Here is an 18,850-nt window from a genome sequence, read left to right as displayed (position 1 = left end):
ATGGCCACCGAAGCCGATGTCCGCCGGATCTGCCTTGCACTGCCGGGCGTGACCGAACGAACCAGCTGGAACCAGCCTGCGTGGTTCGCCAAAACCCTGATGGCCCGCATCTGGGAAACGGGCGTACTCACGGTCAAAACAGCGGAGCGCGAGGCGCTCGCCGGAACTGATCCGGAGACGTTCTTCTGGACGCCGCACCATGAGCGGTCGCCCCAGTTGATTTTGGTCCGGCTTTCAAAGGTCGACGCTGGGCAGCTCGCCGAACTGCTCGAGGACTCTTTCCTGCTCGCCGGGGGCCGGCTGTAGTCCCCAAGTGCGGGCGTCGGGATTCGGTGTCGTCCACTGCCTGGGCGCCGTGGCGGTTGCCCATAGATTCCCCGCCCAGATTTTTCCTGATCTTCCTCTTGCCCTGGTTTGTGACAGGTGCTATAAAAAATCTATATCCATCACCATAGATAAACGGTGGTGGGCAGCCGTAAAACCAAGATGCTGAAGGGAGTGGGAAATGATGCTTATCCGTACTGACCCGTTCCGTGAGCTGGACCGGCTCACCCAGCAGGTCTTCGGAACAGCAGCCCGCCCGGCGGCCATGCCGATGGACGCGTGGCAGGAGGACGGGGAATTTGTCGTGGCGTTTGACCTGCCCGGGATTTCGCCCGACGACGTGGATCTGAACGTTGAACGGAACGTCCTTACCGTCCGGGCGGAGCGCAGGGACGCCACCCAGCCCAACGTCGAGCTGGTGGTATCGGAGCGGCCTCGCGGCGTCTTCAGCCGCCAGCTCATCCTGGGCGACACCCTGGACACGGACAACATCAAGGCCAGCTGCGACGTCGGTGTGCTGACACTGCGTATTCCCGTGGCGGAGCAGGCTAAGCCGCGGAAGATCGAGATCGAAAGCAAGGGCCAGCTGCATCAGATCGAGACGTAGCCGGCAGCCGCGCTGGCAGGGGCGGCCTGAGGATCCCAGCCGGATCCAAAGGCCGCCCGCCCCGCGCACAGTGGATGAACCCCACAACCGGTGCGGCCTGGTTGTGAACTGTCCAGGCAGGCGGGTCTAGCCCGGCCCGGAGAAGCCGGCGTTGCCGAAGTCCGGGCCGGGAAAGAAGCCGGGTCCGGGAAACCCCGGCCCGCCGAAGCCGGGTCCGGGAAACCCGGGACCGGGGAAACCGCCCGGCCCGTCCCCGCCGCCGGCGGGGCTGCTGCCCAGCAGGCTCCTGGTGAGGGTCTCGCCGTCGGCCATCAGTTCTTCCACCGCCTCGAGCAGGTGACTGTCCGAGACGGGGGATTCATCCAGTGCGGCGCGCACGACGGCCCGGCGGACAAGTTCGCGAGCGAACGAGGCCGTTGTTCCTTCGGTACGGGCGGCGGCGTCCCGGACAGCATCCGGGCTGAACGGAATTCCGCGTGCGTACAGGGTCACGAGTCCGATGCGCTCGTCCAAAGCCGGCAGCGGAATGTCCACAGCCAGGTCCACCCGGCCGGGGCGCTGGGCAAGGGCCCGCTCGAGCATGTCCACGCGGTTGGTGGTGAGGACGAACGCGACGTCGGCGTCGTGGTCCAGTCCGTCCATGGCATCCAGCACCTCGAACAGCAGCGGCTGCGGTCCGTGCCCGAAGCTCCGATCCTCAGCGATCAGGTCGCAGTCCTCCAGCACAACGATCGAGGGCTGAAGTGCCCTGGCCATGGCGGCCGCCTCCGAGATCCTGGCGAGGGACCCGCCGGACAGCAGGATCGCCGTGATGCCGGCGCCCTGGCTCAGCAGGTACCGCACGGTGTGGGTCTTGCCGGTCCCCGGCCTGCCGTACAGCAGGATGCCCCGCTTCAGGTGCTGGCCGTATTCGTTCAGCGACTCCCGGTGCGCGGCGATGCCCAGGGCGTGGTCAGCCACCTTCTGCAGCAGCCCCTGCGGAAGGATGACCTCGGAGGCGGTGAGGTCCGGCCGGGCGTGGAACGTCACGCCTCCGCTGCTGGGCCCGTAGTCACCCATGACGAGGGAAATCACCTGGCCTTTCAGGATGCTGCCGCGCTGCATGCGCCGGCGGAATTCGGACAGGAAATCTGCCGCGCCGTTGGCGTCAGCGGCCAGGACCTCGAGGCACGCCGTCTGCCTCCCGTAGCGCGGCGCCGCGTCCCGCTGCAGGACGGCAACAGGTCTGCCCGCGTGCCGGAACAGCCATAGGCCCAGAGCCACGGCCTGCCGCTGGTCATCCGGTCCCACCGCGAGGTTGATGTAATCGGGCTGCGACAGCGGAAACTGCGGAAAGAACTGTGACTGCTGCAGCATGTCGCTCAGGGACTGGTGGTGGCGCTGGTCTCCGCCCCCGATGCCCACCAGCCGGAACTCCTCGTCTTCGCTTGCGAGTTCGGCCATCAGGATGTCCGCGTCCACGAACCGGTGCGCCGGCACCTCCTCCACCACCACCGCGAGTGATTCGGCCGGCACCGCCAGATGGTCGGTGATTGTTGTCAGCAGCTGCGTTCCCGCCTTGACGCGGTGCTGGCCGGACTGTGCAATCTCCACAAGCCGCGCGAAATCGTCGATGAACTTCCCCAGTTTTTCATCCATGTCGCAGACCCTACCAGCGGCGGTCAAGGCCGCGCCGAGGCCGGAGCAGGACCCCGGGACCCGTGGCCGGGGCCCTCGTCAGGGGCCCTGGCCTGTGCCATTCTGGGAGTTACGGCAGTCCAGGGGTGCCTCATCCTCCTGAGCTGCAGAAGGACTGGAGTCATCGAAGGAGAAGGCCATGTTTGCGCCCAAGGGTTCGTTTTCCAGCTTCAGCGTCAACGACGTGGCGCGCGCCAGGGAGTTTTACGGGCAGACGCTGGGCCTGGCCGTGTCCGACGGCGCGATGGGCACGCTGGAGCTGTCCATGCCCGAGGGCCACCGGATTTTTGTCTACCCCAAGGACAACCATGAGCCCGCCACCTTCACCGTCTTGAACCTGGTGGTCGACGACGTCGAGGCGGCCGTTGATGAGCTCAACGCTGCGGGCGTTCAGACCAAGATCTACGACGATCCTGACCTGCCCACCGACGGGAAGGGGATTGCCCGCGGTATGGGCCCGGACATCGCATGGTTCAAGGACCCGGCCGGAAACGTGATTTCCGTGATCAATCCCGGCAGTGCGGCGACCTGAGCGGTAGACTCCGGCAATCTGAACTTTCGGCCCGCCAGCCGTCCATAACGTCACAGAGGTCCATCCATGCATACTTCCGCCAAAGAACTAGCCGCCATGCTCCCGACGGGGTTCACCCTGGGAGTAGCCACGGCAGCTTTCCAGATTGAAGGGGCGCTCGACGAGGACGGCCGCGGACCTGCCGGCTGGGACGTCTTTGCCGCCAAACCCGGGACGATCGTGGACGGCCACAGCCCCGCCGTCGCCTGCGACCATTACCACCGCATGCCGCAAGACGTGGCCCTGATGAAAGAACTGGGCATAGATTCCTACCGGTTCTCGCTGGCATGGCCGCGGATCCAGCCGGACGGACGCGGAGTGGTGAACCGGGCCGGCCTGGACTTCTACGACCGGCTGTTGGATGAGCTGCTGGCCAACGGAATTTCCCCCATGGTCACCCTCTACCACTGGGACACGCCGCTGGCCCTCGACGAGGACGGCGGCTGGCTCAACCGGGACACTGCCTACAGGCTGGGGGATTTCGCCGCCATTGCCGCGGCCGCGTACGGGGACCGGGTGGCGCGCTGGGTGACCATCAACGAACCCGCGACCGTCACCACCAACGGCTATGCCCTGGGCCTGCACTCACCGGGCAAGGCGGACTTCGCGAACAGCCTGCCCACCGTGCATCACCAGCTGCTGGGCCACGGCCTGGCGCTGCAGGCCCTGCGGGCCGCAAAGGTGCCCGGCGAAATCGGCATGACCAACGTGTACTCGCCCATGGTGCCCCACTCCGGCAACCCCCTCGACCGGATCAGTGCGGGAGCCATGGATGTGGCACAGAACCGGCTCTACGCGGACCCTGTGCTCATCGGAAAATATCCGGACCTCATCCGCGCGGCGAAGTTCTTCTCATCCTTCGAACACCCCGACGAGGACATGGCTGTCATCTCCCAGCCGCTGGACTTCTACGGTATGAACTACTACATGCCCACCCGGGTGGCAGCCGGCGGTGGCGACAGCCCCGTTCCGGCGGCCATGGCGGAGGCGATGGGGGATGACCTCAAGGACGCCACACCCGGTGCCCCGCTCCACATCGAGCCGTGGCCGGACACCGAAACCACTGCCTACGGGTGGCCCGTTAAACCCGAATACATGGCCGTGGCGCTCAAGGAAATGGCTGAGCGGTACCCGAACCTTCCGCCCGTCATCATCACGGAGGGCGGGGCCAGCTTCGAGGACATCAAGGTCCGCGACAAGTCCACCAACCGGACCTTCATCCCCGACGAGCGGCGGCTCCGCTACCTCTCCGACCACTTGGGCACCGCCCTCCGTGCCACGGCCCCCGGCGGCGAAGCCGAGGCAATTGACCTGCGCGGCTACTACGTGTGGTCACTGATGGACAACTTCGAATGGTCCGGCGGCTACAAGCAGCCGTTCGGCCTGGTGCACGTGAATTACGAGACTCAGGAGCGCACGCCGAAGGCCTCGTTCTACTGGTTCCAGGAACTCCAGGAGGAACGCAAGCTGGCAGCGTCCACGGATGCCGCCGTCGCGGCCGCGGCAGCAGGAACGGACGGCACGCTGACAGATGCAGCGGTGTCCGACGGCGGAATGTCCGACGGCGGAACCGTCACCTAAAGCGGTTCGGCACCTAAAGCAGTTCGAGCTCCCGGAGCTGGCGGGCTATGCCCGCGCCGTCGGGGGAGTAGATCCACGGCACCGTCGAGGCGCTGTGGTCCCCATCCTCGGAGTGGCCGCCGGCGAAGACGGCCTCACTTACGGACAGCTGCCGGATGGCGATCGCAGCCACCTTGTCCGCGTTGTGCTGGGTGAACTGCGAGTAGATCTGCTCGTCGTGCTGGCCGTTGTCGCCTATCAGGAGCCAGCGCATGTGCGGGAACTCAGCCGCGAGCCGCTCGAGGTTACGGCGCTTGTGCTCCTGGCCGCTCCGGAACCAGCGGTCCTGGGTCAGTCCCCAGTCCGTCAGCAGCAGCGGGCCGGCCGGATACATGTTCCGGGTCAGGAACCGTGCGAGGGTGGGTGCCGCATTCCAAGGCCCCGTTGAGAGGTAGATGACCGGCGCGTCGGGATGTTCAACCGTGAGCCGGTCGAGCAGCACTGCCATACCCGGCGTGGCCATCCTGGCCCGCTCGCTCAGCACAAAGGTGTTCCAGAGGGCCAGGAACGGCCGGGGCAGGGCCGTGACCATGACGGTGTCATCAATGTCCGAGACGATGCCGAACTTTGTATCCGGAGCAATGACAAAAATGCTTGCTTCCGCCGGTTCGGCATCCCCGGAACGGAGTATGGCGGTGTGCCATCCCGGGGCGAGGACCACCGGTATATCGATGTCCACCAGACCGCCCCGGTCGGCCTTGACCTTCGTGACTGTTCCGCCGATCTCAATCTCCACTTCGGAGCGGGGGATGGGCACGCTGGTGAAGGCGCGCCAGCCACGCACGTTTTCGGTGCCGTTCCGGGCGGCATGGTCGGCGCGGCTGCCGGGCACGGGCTTGCTGGCCAGCACCACCCTGCCAAGGACACGGACCCATTCTGTGGAGCCGTAGCCCTGGTACGCGATCGTCTTGGGCTCAAACTTCCAGCGGCGGGCCAGCTTCAGGCGCGCGGTATTGATCGAGTCGGATAGCCAGTGGGCCACGCGGAAGACGCGCGTCCCTGACAAGCTCGTCCCTGACAACGGTGATTCCTGCGACGCCATGTCCATGCCTTCACTCTGCCACAGGGCGGCGGCACATGGGCTGCCCGCCTGCGCTCTGTTACTCGCCGCCGTCTCCCAGCATGCCCCTCAGAGTGGCCGCGTTACGCACGGCGTTGCCGTCGCCGTCGTTATTGAAATAAGCGAAGACTTCCCTTCCGGAGCTCCTCCACTCCCGGATCCTGTCCGCCCACCAGCCCAGTTCCGTGTCGGAATAGGAACCGCCGTACAGGTACTGATGGTCGGGGCCGTGCAGCCTGACGTAGACGAACGGTGCGGTCGCCTGCAGGTTGCAGGGCAGATTGGCGCCGCTCATGACGGTGTACGCGGCCTGGTGTCGTTCCAGCAGCCTGTAAACCTCCGGCTGCTCCCAGCTCGGATGCCGGAACTCCACGGCCACCCGGACCCACGCGGGCATGGCGGCGAGGAAATACTCCAGGCGGGCATCATCCCGTACCATGCCGGGAGGCAGCTGGACCAGGAGCACAGCGCGCTTGTCGCCGAGCTCGTGCCAGCAGCGCGCTATCCGTTCGATCCAGACTTCCGGACCATACAGCTTCTTGCCATGGGTGAGGCCGCGCGGGGCTTTGACGGACAGGGCGAAACCGGCAGGCAGCCTGGTCCGCCAGCCGGCGAACGTGGTGTCCCGCGGCCAGCGGTAGAAGCTGGCGTTCAGCTCCACTGTGCTGAACCTCGCCACATAGTGCTGCAGCCTGTCCCGGGTGGGAAGCCCGGGCGGGTACAGCACATTTTCCCAGTGGTCGTAGCTCCAGCCGGACGTGCCGATGTGGATCTTCACTTGGCGGGCGTCAGTCGAAGTGGGTTGTCACGGTGCCGCCGCCGGCAGACTCCACGATGGCCGCAGCGACATCCCGCAGTTTCAGGTTGCGCGTGCTGGACGCCGACTTGATGAGGTTGATGGCGTCCTCCTGGCTGCAGCGGTTCTGCGCAATGATAATCCCGACTGCCGTGTCAATGATGGTCCGGGACTCCATCGCCCGCCTGAGGTTGGCGGCGTTGTCGTTCCGCTGGGCGAGCAGCACCGCGAGCCGGAGACCCTTTGAAGCCTGGCGGACATAGCTGATTGCGCTCTCCACGGCGGCAGCGTCAAATACGTACGGTGTCTCGGAGTACAGGTTGAGCCCGCCCCGCGCGTCGGCGCCGGGCAGGTCGAATGGCACCGCCAGGACCGAACGGATGCCGTTTTTCAGCACTGTGTCGTTGTAATCCGGGAATTCGGTGTCGAGCTCGAAGTCCGGAACGTGGACCAGGACGCCTTCCCTGCAGGAGCGAAGGCAGGGGCCGTCGCCAAACTGGTACTGGAGTTCGTCCACTGCCTGGGCACGCTCGCTGCTGCTGGCCACCGTGGCGGCCGAACGGTGCCGCAGAAGGGTGATGCCGCAATAAATCTGGCCGCGGGGACCGGACATGCTCTCGGCCGAATACCGCGCCAACTCTTCAAGGAAATCCTGGACATCCTGGGTATCCAGCAACAGGTCCTGCACGTGGCCCACCACGTCGGCCTCGTTCACGCGACTATCCACTCAAGGCTCCACTTCCGCCCTTGCAACCGGCTGTGCGGGGTAACTGGGCAAGGGTCATGGCTAAGGCTCCGGCGGCCGCTCCGCCTGAGATCAGGCTACAGCAGGCCACCCCTCGTGCGGCGGGGCCTGCTGTGGCACTGTAAGGGCATGGTACGCATCGAGGATTATGCGGTGGTCGGTGATCTGCACACGGCGGCCCTGGTCAGCACTGAAGGATCGATCGACTGGCTGTGCCTGCCGCGGTTCGATTCGCCGGCCTGCTTCAATGCGCTGCTGGACACGCCCGAAGCCGGCCGCTGGCTCCTCGCCCCGGCAACCGGCGGGGGCTGCACGCGGCGCCGCTACCGCCGGCACACCCTCATCCTGGAAACAGAGTGGGAGACCGATACCGGCTCGGTCCGGGTTATCGACTTCATGCCGCCCCGCGACGAGGTGGCTGACATCGTGCGGATCGTGGTGGGGCTGCACGGATACGTCCGGATGCGGAGCGAGCTGGCCATGCGTTTCGACTACGGCCACATCATGCCCTGGGTGCGGCGGGACAGCCACGGCCTCCACGCCATCGCGGGACCCGATTCTGCCTACCTGGTGACCACCGCCCCGCTGCGCGGCGAACGCATGCACACCGTCAGCGACTTCATCGTTAAGGCCGGCGAGCGGGTGCCGTTCGTGCTGACGTGGGCGCCCAGCCATGTCCGGCGGCCCCGGTCAGTGGACGCCGAGGAAGTCCTGGACTCCACGGAACGGTTCTGGCGGGAGTGGACGGACAAGTGCAGGGTGTCCGGGCCCTACAAGGACGCCGTGCAGCGCTCGCTGATCACGCTCAAGGCCCTTACCTATGCGCCCACCGGAGGTATCGTTGCGGCCGTGACCACGTCGCTGCCGGAGCAGTTGGGCGGGCCGCGGAACTGGGACTACCGCTTCTGCTGGCTCCGCGATGCCACCCTGACGCTCCAGGCGCTGCTGGCCGCCGGTTACACCTCCGAGGCGGCGGCGTGGCGGGACTGGCTGCTGCGGGCCGTGGCGGGGGATCCGGCCGACCTGCAGATCATGTACGGAATCCACGGCGAGCGCAGGCTGCCGGAACTGGAACTGCCGTGGCTTGCCGGTTATGAGAATTCGTCACCGGTGCGGGTGGGGAACGCCGCCGCCGGCCAGTTGCAGCTGGACGTGTGGGGTGAGGTGCTTGACTGCCTTGCTCTGACCCGCAACTCGCTGCTGAAGCATACCGACGAAGCGTGGGACGTCCAGGTGGCGCTGATGGAATACCTTGAAGGCGCCTGGGACCAGCCGGACAACGGGCTGTGGGAGATGCGCGGCCCGCGCCGCCATTTCACCCATTCCAAAGTGATGGCCTGGGTTGCGGCGGACCGGATGGTCAAAGGCGTCCGGGATGCTGGGCTTCCCGGGCCGGCGGACCGCTGGGAAGCACTCCGCGACACCATCCACGCCCAGGTCATGGAGCACGGCTTCGACCCTAGCCGGAACACCTTCACGCAGAGCTACGGCCGGCCTGAACTCGATGCCAGCCTGCTCCTAATTCCCCGCGTGGGATTCCTTCCGCCCGACGACCCCCGGGTGCTTGGCACCATCGACGCCATCCAGCGGGAATTGACGGAGGACGGGTACGTGCTCCGGTACCGGCCGCAGGTCAGCGACGACGGGCTGCCGGGGGACGAGGGGGTGTTCCTGGCCTGTTCCTTTTGGCTCGTGGAGGCACTGCTTGGGGCCGGCCGGCGCAGGGAGGCCACGGAACTGTTCGAGCGGCTGCTGTCGCTGCGCAACGACGTCGGCCTGCTGAGCGAGGAATGGGGCGTCCAGAGCGCGCGGCACCTGGGGAACACCCCGCAGGCCTTCAGCCACTTTGCCCTGGTGACCAGCGCCCTGGAACTGAGCCAGCGCCGGCCCCGCCGGAGCGATAAGCCTCTGCGGTCACAAGCCGCTACCGGGTGACGACTCTCGCCTCTTGCGTTAGGTAAGTATACTTACTAAACACGTCACCGAAGGGTGAAGAAGGAGGAGGGCCAGATGTCTGGATATTTCGAGTTGGTGGACGCTCCCGACGGCGGGTACAGGATCCGGTTGCTGGACGGAACGGGGGTGCTGATGGCGGTGTCAGTTACCTTCCCGACGAAGCGTGCAGCTGTTGCGGGGGTTGCCCAGGCGAGGGAGATCGCCGGCACCGGCCTGATCCGTGACTGCTCCAAGGATGCGGTCAAGCGCCCAGCTCACAAGCGTCATGGAAGGCCTGCAAGGCAGGCGGTGAAGTCGACGGTGGGGGTTGGCTACGGGTCCCCGAGGGCCGCCCAGCAGCGGGTAGCTGCGCCGGACCGGGATTCCGCGCCGCAGATGGCCGAGCACTGAGGCCGGCGGGAGTGCGGGAGCCGATGGCGGGGCAGTCAGGGGTGCGGTCGTCTGAAGGGCGGCGCAGTGAGAAGGGCGTCCTGTTCGATGTTGACGGGACGCTGATCGACTCCTCGTACATCCATACTCTCGCCTGGTGGCACGCCTTCCGCCAGTCCGGTTTCGATGTGCCCATGGCCCGTATCCACCGTTGCGTGGGAATGGGCGGGGCGCGTCTGGTGGACAGCTTGCTGCCGGACTCCCGGGACAGGGAAGTGGATGAGGCAATTCTGTCTGCCCATTCCGGGGTTTTCGGCACGTACTGGCCGTCGCTCCGCGCGTTTGACGGGGCCCGGGACCTGCTGGCCAAGTGCAGTCAGGGCGGCCTGGCGGTGGCTCTTGCTTCCTCCGCGAGGCAGCAGGATCTCGAGGCGTTGCGGTCGGCCCTGTCCGCGGATGACTTCATTGATGCCGCTACGAGCGCCAACGATGCGGAGAACAGCAAGCCCGAGCCGGACATCCTGGTGGCAGCGCTCGAAGCCGTGCAGGTTCCGGCCTCCGCAGCGGTGTATGTGGGCGATGCGGTGTGGGACGTCATGGCGGCCAGCAGGCTCGGCATCCCCACCATCGCCCTGACCTGCGGCGGCACCAGTGAGGCGGAACTGCGTGACGTGGGGGCTGTGGAGGTTTACGGCGGTCCGCGTGAGTTGCTGGAAAACCTGGGCAGCAGTGCGATCGGACGGCTCCTCGCCGGCTAGGCTTCCGCCCCGGGAGCCAGTGGGCCCTGCCCGCCCGCGGCCGGGCCGCGGATCCTGGCCAGGCCCTGCCCGGCCTCAGGCCTCGGCTGTGTCCGCCCTGGATTCGCTGTTCGTGAACCCGCCGCCCTCAGGCTCGTCAGCGTAGGATCCCTTGTTCCACGACACCGCGACCGCTACCGAGCCGTCGTCGTTCCTGACCACCTCGGTGACCACCTCCGAAACCGCCGCCCCCATCGCGAGGATCTTGGCGCGGTAGTTGGTCACCAGTTCCTCCAGGCTGGCCTCCGTCCATTCGCCTGGACGCATGCGCGTGGAGATTTCCACCGGTTCAGGCTGGTAGAGCGACATGATGGACGCCTTTCCTAGGGGGCAAGAACAGTTCCTACGCTAGGAGCTTGCTCCGGCCGAAACAAGGGAAAAGCAAGGATGCTTACCTTCAGGCTGTGGATCCGAGGAAAATTGATAAGCATACTGATCTTCACATCCGGTGCTGAGCACGTTACGGTCGAAAGGACGCGACGTGCAGCAACAGGAAGGCACTCCATTGAAGGCACTGACTTGGCAAGGCAAGCGCTCGGTGAGCGTGAAGGAAGTACCGGATCCCGTCATCCAGGAGCCCACGGATGCGATCGTCAGGATCACGTCATCCGCGATCTGCGGCTCTGACCTCCACCTGTACGAGGTACTTGGTCCCTACATGCACAAGGACGACGTGCTGGGCCATGAACCGATGGGCATCGTGGAGGAAGTGGGAAGCGCCGTCACCAACCTGGCCAAGGGCGACCGCGTGGTCATTCCCTTCAACATTTCCTGCGGCCACTGCTACATGTGCTCGCAAGGCCTGCAGTCGCAGTGCGAAACCAGCCAGGTCCGGGAAAAGAACTCCGGGGCCGCGCTCTATGGCTACTCGGAGCTGTACGGTTCGATCCCCGGCGGCCAGGCCGAGTACCTGCGGGTGCCGTTCGCGGACTACGGCCCCGTCACGGTGGGGCAGGAGCTTCCGGACGAGCGTTACCTGTTCCTCTCCGACATTCTTCCCACGGCCTGGCAGGCCGTGAAATACGCCGACTCGCCGGCCGGCGGAACGCTGGCAGTCTTCGGGCTTGGGCCGGTGGGGCAGTTCGCCTCCCGGGTGGGCTCCTACCTCGGCCAGCGGGTCATCGGTATTGATCCGGTTCCGGAGCGCCGCGAGATGGCGGCGCGCCACGGCGTCGAGGTCGTGGACTATTCCAAGGACATCGCGGACGAACTGCGGGAGATGACCGGCGGCAGGGGCCCGGACGCCGTGGTGGACGCCGTCGGCATGGAGGCGCACGGCTCGCCGGTGGCGGGCTTCGCCCACCAGGCGCTGGGGCTCCTTCCCGATAAAGTGGCGCAGAAGGCCATGGAAACCGCCGGCGTGGACCGGCTGGCCGTGGTTCACGCGGCCATTGACTCGGTCCGGCGCGGGGGCACGCTTTCCCTGAGCGGCGTCTACGGGGGCACGGCCAGCCCCATGCCGCTGCTCACCATGTTCGACAAGCAGATCCAGTTGCGCATGGGCCAGTGCAACGTCCGCCGGTGGACGGATGAGCTGCTTCCGCTGGTGGAGGACGACGCCGATCCGCTGGGTGTGATGGATCTGGTCACCCATACCGCAGGGCTGGCTGACGCACCGGAACTCTATGAGAAATTCCAGAAGAAAGAGGACGGCTGCATCAAAGTTGTCCTCAAGCCCTGACGGGCCATTGGATACCGGGCTTTAGCAGCGGGGTCCGGGAAAGCGGCTGGCGGGCGAAACACCCGCCAGCCGCTTTCCGTGGCTCAGCCTTCCCGCCAATCGTGGCCAGTGATGTGGGAGCCTGCCTGCGGGCCCATCTGGAGCATGCCGCCGTCGACCGCCCATGACGCTCCGGTGACATAGCTGGACGCCGGGGAGGCGAGGAACGCGATGACGGCGGCCACCTCGCGGGCATCGCCGGGCCTGCCGAGCGGAACGCCGGGCCGGTCCTTGGTCCGGGGGTCCTCGTCGGTCTGGCCCGTCATCGGCGTCGCGATTTCACCCGGGGCCACGGAGTTGGCCGTGATGCCGTGGCTCGCCAATTCCAGTGCAATAGTCTTGATGAGCCCGCCCAGCCCGTGCTTGGAGGCATCGTAGGCCGACGAACCCACCCGTGGCTGTGTTTCGTGGACGCTGGTGACGGCGATGATGCGGCCGCCGCGCCCGGCGTCGACCATGCGGCGGGCTGCCGCCTGGATACAGAGGAAGGCACCGTGAAGGTTGGTGTCCAGGGTTTTCGCCCAGGTTTCATAGTTCAGCTCGAGGAACTTGGTGCCGTCGCCGGTGCCGGAGTTGTTGACGAACACGTCCACGCCGCCCAGCTCCTCCGCGAGGGCGTCGATCACACCGGCGCAGGTCAGGAGGTCGGTGGTATCAAGCTGCCGGACCACCGCGTTGCGGCCCGCTGCCCGGACCTCCTCCGCCGTCCGGTCGGCGCCCTCCTGGTCCGAATGCCAGGTGATGCCCACGTCGAGACCTGCCTGGGCAAGGGCGACGGCGGTGGCCCGGCCGATCCCGGAATCGCTTCCGGTGACGATGGCGGTACGGGGCGAGAAATCGGGCGAAACGTCCATGGTGCGTCCTCTCAGTGTCCTTGCCGCGGCCCCGTTCAGGCGGCGGCATCCACAACGCAGAAGCGGTTGCCGTCCGGGTCTTCGAGCACGATGAAGTCGGGGTCGTCCGGATACGAGTCCCAGTCCACGCGGGCGGCACCGAGCTCCACGAGGCGCTCCACCTCGGCGGCCTGGTCGTCGGCGTAGAGATCAAGGTGGAGGCGCGGATGGGACTGCGCCGGGGTCTCACTGAGCATGAGGGCGAGGCGGGCGCCGTCGCCCTTTTGCGGGACGAGCACCACCCACGTTTCGTCGCCGTCGTCCCGAGGTATGTAGCCGAGGGCGTCGCACCAGAAGGCGGTGGCGCGGGCGACGTCGTTGACGCCAAGGACAGTCGTTCCGATCGTCAGCATGCCTTCATGCTTCCGCGCACGCAGTCCCAACGCAAGGGGCTGAACTCGCAGGAAGCGCGCGAAATCGCCGGAAGCCCGCGGCGAATTGCAGGCTTCCGGCGATTTGGGTGTGCAGCGGCTAGGTCAGGCGGACCTGCCGGTTCATGTCCTTGTAGAGCAGGTAGCGGAACTCGCCCGGCCCGCCGGCATAGCAGGCCTGCGGGCAGAAGGCCCGCAGCCACATGAAGTCGCCGGCCTCCACTTCCACCCAGTCATTGTTCAGCAAGTACATCGCCTTGCCCTCCAGCACGTACAGGCCGTGCTCCATGACATGCGTTTCCGGGAACGGGATGACGCCGCCGGGCTGGAACGTCACGATGTTCACCTGCATGTCGTGCGCCAGGTCGCTGGAATCCGTGAAGCGGGTGGTCTTCCAGACGTCATTGGTGTCCGGCATCGACGTGGGTTCGACGTCCTTCTCGTTGGTGACGAAGGACTTGGCCTCGTACCCCTCGAGCCGTTCGTAGGCTTTGCGGATCCAGTGGAAGGAGACGATGTCGTCCGAGACGTTCTCCAGTCCCCACTGCGCTCCCGCGGCCAGGTAGGCGTAGCCGCCTTCCTCAAGCTGGTGCAGTTCGCCGTCGAGCGTGAGGTTAACCGTGCCCTTGGTGACGAAGACGACGCCCTCCACGCCTTCCTCGAACTCGGCCCGGGGTGCCCCGCCGCCCGGTCCGATCTCGACGATGAGCTGCGAGAAGGTCGTGGCGAACCCGGAGATCGGGCGCGCGATAATCCAGGAGCGGGTGTTGGAGAAACCGGGGAGGTTGCTCGTCACGATGTCGGTCAGGACGCCCTTCGGGATGACCGTGTAGGCCTCCGTGACGATGGCGCGCTCGGTGGTGAGGTGGGTCTGCGGCGGAAGGCCGCCTTCGGGGTAGTAGTACTTGCCCATGTCTGGATCCTTACTTTGACGTTGTGGTGAGCCGGGGGTGGGCGAGCGACGTGAGCCGGGGGAGCCCGACGCCGGCAAGCGCCAGCACCTCGTCGGCGCCCACCGCGCCGCACTGGACGCCGCGCAGCACGAACGCCGCAAGCGCGCGGGCCGTGGCCGGCTCGTCCATGACGCCGCCCTCCGTCTGCTCGACGTAGTTCCGCAGCCGGGCCGCCGCGGCCGGCAGGCCCTGCCGGTAGAAGGCGTACGTCGCCGCGAAACGGCTGGGCAGCTGGGCCGGGTGCAGGTCCCAGCCCTGGTAGAAACCGCGCTCCAGGGAACGGCGCACCAGGCGGCCGTGCAGCTGCCAGGCGTTTTCCACGTTGTCGCCCACGGGAATGATGTTGGTGGATCCGTCGGACAGCCGGATGCCGGTGCCGGCCACGGCCAGCTGCATGACCTCCTTGGCGAAGTCGGCCACCGGGTGCTCCATCGACTGGTACTCCGCCGAGATCTGCAGGGAAGCGGAGTAGTCGTACGTGCCGTAGTGCAGGCCGCTGATTCGTCCGGGAACGGCGTGCGGCAGCTGGGCCACCGGGGATGTCCCGTCGGGGCCGAGGATGAGCTGCGGCGTCTCCACCTGCACCTCAAACCGGAGCCGGCCGGCCGGGAGTGAGTGGATCTCCTCAAGGCGGGAGACCGCGTAGTCCATGGCCTGCACCTGGGCCACCGTGGTGACCTTGGGCAGGGTCAGAACCAGACCCTCGGGCAGTTCGCCAGCCGCGGCCAGGCCGGAGACGAACAGGTCGAGGGTACGGAGCCCGCGGGCCCGGGTGGGGGCCTCGAAGCACTTGAACCGGATCCCGATGAACGGCGGCGCGGAGCCGGCCGAAACTGCGGCGGCCACGGCGGTCGCCGCGGCCACGGCGGCGTCGTCCTCGGCGTCGTCGCCCCTGTCCCCGAACCCGTCCTCGAAGTCGAGCCGGAGGTCCTCAATCGGCTCGCTGCCCAGTTTCGTCTCCACCCGGGAGGCGACTGCCTCGGCGAGGTCGGCGTCCTGGCCCAGCAGCGCACCGAGCCGGGACAGGCCGCCGTGGGCGGCCGCCGTCGCCAGCGCCTGGGTTCCCCAGTCGGAAGCGAACGACGACGTGAAACGGTCAGCGGGAACGTAGACCGTGTGGACGGGCTGGCGGGAACCGTCGTCGCCCGGGTAGTTCTGCTCAAGCAGCCGGTCAGTGTCCGCCAGCTGCCCGTCGATCCGGGCCAGGTCCGCCGCGGTCAGGGATGTTCCGGGTACAGCCATGCCTCAGCCCACCAGTTCGTAGGCGGGGGTGGTGAGGAAGTCCGTGTAGTCCTCGGACAGGCAGATCTCCCCGATCAGGGTGCTGGCGGGCTGGTAGTAGCGGGCGAACGCTTCCTCGCCCACCTCGCCGCGCAGCTTTTCGGTTTCCTCGGCCAGGATCCGGGTGACCAGTTCGCGGGTGACCTTGTGGCCCGTGTCCGCGAGAACCACCTCGTTGCGGATCTGCTGCCAAACCTGCGATCGGGAGATTTCCGCCGTGGCGGCGTCCTCCATCAGGTTGTGGATGGCCACAGCGCCGTTGCCGGAGATCCAGACGGCGGTGTAGGCCACGGCAACGTAGAGGTTCAGCCGCAGGCCTGCTTCGGTGACCTGGCCTTCCGCGGAGGCGATGTCCAGCAGCTGGCCGGCCGTGACCGAGACCTCAGGGCGCTGCTTGTCCAGCTGGTTGGGCCGGTCGCCGAGCACGGAATCGAAGACCTCCTGGCACACGGGCACGAGGTCCGGGTGGGCCACCCACGAGCCGTCGAAGCCGTCGTTCGCCTCACGGGTCTTGTCCGCGCGGACCTTCTCGAAGGCCTGCGCGGTGACCTCGGGTTCGCGCCGGTTGGGAATGACCGCAGCCATGCCGCCCATCGCGAAGGCACCGCGGTGGTGGCAGGTCTTCACCAGCAGTTCCGTGTAGGCCCGCATGAACGGCGCGGTCATGGCCACGGTGGCGCGGTCCGGCAGCACGAAGCTGGCACCCGCGTCGCGGAAGTATTTGATGATGCTGAACAGGTAGTCCCAGCGGCCGGCGTTCAGGCCTGAGGCGTGGTCACGCAGCTCGTAGAGGATCTCGTCCATCTCGAACGCGGCGGGGATGGTCTCGATCAGGACGGTGGCGCGAATGGTGCCCTGGCCGAGGCCGAGGAAGTCCTGGGCGAAGACAAACACGTCGTTCCACAGCCGTGCCTCGAGGTGGCTCTCCATCTTCGGCAGGTAGTAGTACGGGCCGTGGCCGTTGAGCACCAGCTGCTTGGCGATGTGGAAGAAGTGCAGGCCGAAGTCCACCAGCGCGCCGACGGCGGGTTCGCCGTCGAGCAGCAGGTGCCGCTCCTCCATGTGCCAGCCGCGCGGGCGGGCCACGACGACGGCCAACGGGGCGTCAGTGCGGAGCCGGTATTCCTTGCCCTCGGGGGAGGTGTAGCTCAGCGTTCCCGTGGCGGCGTCACGGAGGTTGAGGATGGCATCGATGACGTTGCCCCACGTTGGCGTGCTGGCGTCCTCAAGGTCGGCGAGCCACACCCTGGCGCCGGAGTTCAGGGCGTTGATGGCCATCTTGGCCGGCGACGCCGGTCCGGTCATCTCAACCCGGCGGTCCTGCAGCGCCGCCGGTGCAGGCGCAACCTGCCAGTCGCCGTCGCGCACGTTCTTTGTCTCCGGCAGGAAATCCAGGCGGCCGGTCCGTGCCACCTGCTCACGCTTGGCCTTGCGGGCCGCGAGCAGCTCGCCGCGCCTGCCGGCGAAGCGCTTGTGGAGCTCCTCCACGAACGCGAGGGCCTTCGGGGTGAGAATCTCCTCCGCACGCTCGATCGGCCGGGGGTCTGTGACTGTGATAGCCATTGTGGGTCCTTTCCAGGGCTGATTCAGGCGTTGGCGAGGGCTGCGTCCGCAGGCGCAGCCTCAGTTGCGGGTGCTGCTTCGTTTCCGGCCGCTGCCGGTGCGGTCCGAACACCGGCGGCCGCATGCGCTGCGTTCGCAACCGCGGTGGCGACGTCGGCGGCCACGTGGGGATCGAAGACGCTGGGGATAATGTAGCTCGCATTCAGTTCGTCGTCAGCAACCCGGTTGGCGATTGCCTCGGCGGCGGCGACGAGCATTTCCGGGGTGATATCCGATGCCCCGGCGTCCAGCAGCCCGCGGAAGAAGCCCGGGAAGGCCAGGACGTTGTTGATTTGGTTCGGGAAGTCGCTGCGGCCGGTGGCGACGACAGCCGCATGCTTCGACGCCACTGCCGGGTCGATTTCAGGCGTCGGGTTGGCCATGGCGAAGACGATGGCGTCCTTGGCCATCGAGGCGACCTGTTCCTCGCCGATGACGTGCGGGGCGCTGACGCCGATGAAGACGTCGGCACCCTTGAGGGCCTCGTGCAGGGTGCCGGAGAAGCCCTCTTCGTTGGTGTTGGCGGCAATCCAGGTGCGGTGTTCGTCGTCGTACTTCTCACCGGCGTGGATGGCGCCGGAGCGGCCGGCGGCGATGATGTGCTGCGCGCCCTGGGCCTTGAGGAGCTGGATGATGGCGGAGCCTGCGGCGCCGACACCGGAGACCACGATGCGGACGTCCGCGAGCTTCTTGCCCACGACGCGGAGGGCGTTGACCAGGGCGGCCAGCGTGACGATCGCGGTGCCGTGCTGGTCATCGTGGAAGACCGGGATGTCCAGTTCCTCTCGGAGCCGGTTCTCGATCTCAAAGCAGCGCGGTGCGGCGATGTCCTCGAGGTTGACGCCGCCGTAGACCGGGGCGAGGGCCTTGACGATTTTGATGATTTCCTCGGTGTCCTGGGTGTCCAGGCAGACCGGCCAGGCATCAACGTTGGCGAACTGCTTGAACAGCGCGGCCTTGCCCTCCATGACCGGGAGCGCGGCTGCGGGGCCGATGTTGCCGAGGCCCAGGACGGCGGAACCGTCGGTGACCACGGCGATCGTGTTCCGCTTGACCGTCAGGTTCCGGGCGGCGTCGGGGTTTTCGGCGATGGCAAGGCAGACGCGGGCGACGCCGGGCGTGTAGGCGCGGGAAAGGTCATCGCGGTTGCGCAAGGCCACCTTGGGGACCACCTCGAGCTTGCCGCCCAGGTGCATCAGGAAGGTGCGGTCCGAGACGTTGCGCACGGTCACGCCGTCGAGCGCGTTGAGTGCATCCTTCACGCGGTCCGCGTGGTCCTGGTCGGTGGTGTTGCAGGTGACGTCGACAACCAGTGTCTCGTGGTGGGACTCGGTGACGTCCAGCGCGGTGATCGCTGCACCGGCGGCACCGACGGCTGCCGCGAGCTCGCTGGTGGCCGTGAAGCTCGAGGGGGCTTCCACGCGCAGGGTGATTGAGTTTCCGGGGCTCGGGTTCGCCATTGAATATCCTCCTGGTTCGGCCCACCGATGGCGGTGGGCTCTTCGGCT

General features: G+C 66.9%; 19 protein-coding genes. 8 read left to right on the top strand and 11 right to left on the bottom strand.

What is annotated here, in order from left to right:
• Both AC5RWD_RS12705 and AC5RWD_RS12700 read left to right on the top strand, forming a co-directional pair.
• Complete coding sequence (locus AC5RWD_RS12705; RefSeq protein WP_494020340.1) at nt 1–306, top strand: MmcQ/YjbR family DNA-binding protein; 306 nt, start codon at nt 1–3, stop codon at nt 304–306.
• Between the two features lie 202 nt (nt 307–508).
• On the top strand, nt 509–931 hold the full coding sequence (locus AC5RWD_RS12700; RefSeq protein WP_494020417.1) for an Hsp20/alpha crystallin family protein: 423 nt from the start codon (nt 509–511) through the stop codon (nt 929–931).
• Between the two features lie 126 nt (nt 932–1,057).
• Here the strand turns inward: AC5RWD_RS12700 and AC5RWD_RS12695 are convergent, their stop codons facing one another.
• A complete protein-coding gene (locus tag AC5RWD_RS12695; RefSeq protein ID WP_494020339.1) occupies nt 1,058–2,569 on the bottom strand; it encodes an AAA family ATPase in 1,512 nt (503 codons plus the stop codon).
• A 178-nt stretch (nt 2,570–2,747) separates the two neighbouring features.
• On the opposite strand from AC5RWD_RS12695, the gene AC5RWD_RS12690 reads away from it, so the two are divergent.
• Together AC5RWD_RS12690 and AC5RWD_RS12685 are read left to right on the top strand one after the other, a co-directional pair.
• Nucleotides 2,748–3,140, top strand: a complete 393-nt coding sequence (locus AC5RWD_RS12690; protein ID WP_494020338.1) for a VOC family protein — start codon at nt 2,748–2,750, stop codon at nt 3,138–3,140.
• A 66-nt stretch (nt 3,141–3,206) separates the two neighbouring features.
• Nucleotides 3,207–4,760: a glycoside hydrolase family 1 protein gene (locus tag AC5RWD_RS12685; RefSeq protein WP_494020337.1), complete on the top strand. Its 1,554-nt coding sequence runs from the start codon at nt 3,207–3,209 to the stop codon at nt 4,758–4,760.
• 13 nt (nt 4,761–4,773) lie between these two features.
• Here the strand turns inward: AC5RWD_RS12685 and AC5RWD_RS12680 are convergent, their stop codons facing one another.
• From AC5RWD_RS12680 to AC5RWD_RS12670, 3 genes are read right to left on the bottom strand one after another with little or no spacing between them, the layout of a single operon-like run.
• Nucleotides 4,774–5,847 carry an App1 family protein phosphatidate phosphatase gene (locus AC5RWD_RS12680; protein ID WP_494020336.1) on the bottom strand — a complete coding sequence of 358 codons (1,074 nt, stop codon included), beginning with the start codon at nt 5,845–5,847 and terminating at the stop codon, nt 4,774–4,776.
• 52 nt (nt 5,848–5,899) lie between these two features.
• Entirely contained in the window at nt 5,900–6,637 is a 738-nt protein-coding gene (locus AC5RWD_RS12675; RefSeq protein ID WP_494020335.1) for a DUF72 domain-containing protein, read from the bottom strand.
• Between the two features lie 10 nt (nt 6,638–6,647).
• Complete coding sequence (locus AC5RWD_RS12670) at nt 6,648–7,370, bottom strand: GAF and ANTAR domain-containing protein (protein WP_494020334.1); 723 nt, start codon at nt 7,368–7,370, stop codon at nt 6,648–6,650.
• A gap of 159 nt (nt 7,371–7,529) precedes the next feature.
• Here AC5RWD_RS12670 and AC5RWD_RS12665 point away from each other — a divergent pair, with 159 nt between their 5' ends.
• The 3 genes from AC5RWD_RS12665 (at nt 7,530) to AC5RWD_RS12655 (ending at nt 10,483) form a co-directional block, all read left to right on the top strand.
• A complete protein-coding gene (locus AC5RWD_RS12665) occupies nt 7,530–9,335 on the top strand; it encodes a glycoside hydrolase family 15 protein (RefSeq protein WP_494020333.1) in 1,806 nt (601 codons plus the stop codon).
• Between the two features lie 75 nt (nt 9,336–9,410).
• Nucleotides 9,411–9,746, top strand: coding sequence for a YegP family protein (locus AC5RWD_RS12660; RefSeq protein WP_494020332.1), 336 nt, complete (start codon nt 9,411–9,413; stop codon nt 9,744–9,746).
• Nucleotides 9,747–9,769: 23 nt separating this feature from the next.
• Nucleotides 9,770–10,483, top strand: a complete 714-nt coding sequence (locus tag AC5RWD_RS12655; protein WP_494020331.1) for an HAD family hydrolase — start codon at nt 9,770–9,772, stop codon at nt 10,481–10,483.
• A 75-nt stretch (nt 10,484–10,558) separates the two neighbouring features.
• Here AC5RWD_RS12655 and AC5RWD_RS12650 read toward each other — a convergent pair whose 3' ends face one another.
• Complete coding sequence (locus tag AC5RWD_RS12650; RefSeq protein WP_494020330.1) at nt 10,559–10,831, bottom strand: hypothetical protein; 273 nt, start codon at nt 10,829–10,831, stop codon at nt 10,559–10,561.
• Between the two features lie 196 nt (nt 10,832–11,027).
• Between AC5RWD_RS12650 and AC5RWD_RS12645 the strand changes: the two genes are divergently transcribed.
• On the top strand, nt 11,028–12,203 hold the full coding sequence (locus tag AC5RWD_RS12645; RefSeq protein WP_494020416.1) for a zinc-dependent alcohol dehydrogenase: 1,176 nt from the start codon (nt 11,028–11,030) through the stop codon (nt 12,201–12,203).
• An 83-nt stretch (nt 12,204–12,286) separates the two neighbouring features.
• Here AC5RWD_RS12645 and AC5RWD_RS12640 read toward each other — a convergent pair whose 3' ends face one another.
• The 6 genes from AC5RWD_RS12640 to AC5RWD_RS12615 all read right to left on the bottom strand — a co-directional run bounded on the left by AC5RWD_RS12640 (nt 12,287) and on the right by AC5RWD_RS12615 (nt 18,802).
• Complete coding sequence (locus AC5RWD_RS12640; protein ID WP_494020329.1) at nt 12,287–13,096, bottom strand: SDR family oxidoreductase; 810 nt, start codon at nt 13,094–13,096, stop codon at nt 12,287–12,289.
• A gap of 35 nt (nt 13,097–13,131) precedes the next feature.
• Nucleotides 13,132–13,488 carry a VOC family protein gene (locus tag AC5RWD_RS12635; protein ID WP_494020328.1) on the bottom strand — a complete coding sequence of 119 codons (357 nt, stop codon included), beginning with the start codon at nt 13,486–13,488 and terminating at the stop codon, nt 13,132–13,134.
• Between the two features lie 118 nt (nt 13,489–13,606).
• Entirely contained in the window at nt 13,607–14,419 is an 813-nt protein-coding gene (locus AC5RWD_RS12630; RefSeq protein ID WP_494020327.1) for a bifunctional allantoicase/(S)-ureidoglycine aminohydrolase, read from the bottom strand.
• A gap of 10 nt (nt 14,420–14,429) precedes the next feature.
• Nucleotides 14,430–15,701 carry a DUF6986 family protein gene (locus AC5RWD_RS12625; RefSeq protein ID WP_494020326.1) on the bottom strand — a complete coding sequence of 424 codons (1,272 nt, stop codon included), beginning with the start codon at nt 15,699–15,701 and terminating at the stop codon, nt 14,430–14,432.
• 3 nt (nt 15,702–15,704) lie between these two features.
• A complete protein-coding gene (gene aceB, locus AC5RWD_RS12620) occupies nt 15,705–17,303 on the bottom strand; it encodes a malate synthase A (RefSeq protein ID WP_494020325.1) in 1,599 nt (532 codons plus the stop codon).
• A gap of 23 nt (nt 17,304–17,326) precedes the next feature.
• Complete coding sequence (locus AC5RWD_RS12615; RefSeq protein WP_494020324.1) at nt 17,327–18,802, bottom strand: NAD-dependent malic enzyme; 1,476 nt, start codon at nt 18,800–18,802, stop codon at nt 17,327–17,329.
• Between the last annotated feature and the right edge of the window lie 48 nt (nt 18,803–18,850).

This window comes from Arthrobacter sp. CMU6, from assembly GCF_059090205.1.
The sequence above is the reverse complement of the archived record's forward strand: the minus strand, read 5'-3'. Positions and strand labels throughout refer to the sequence as shown.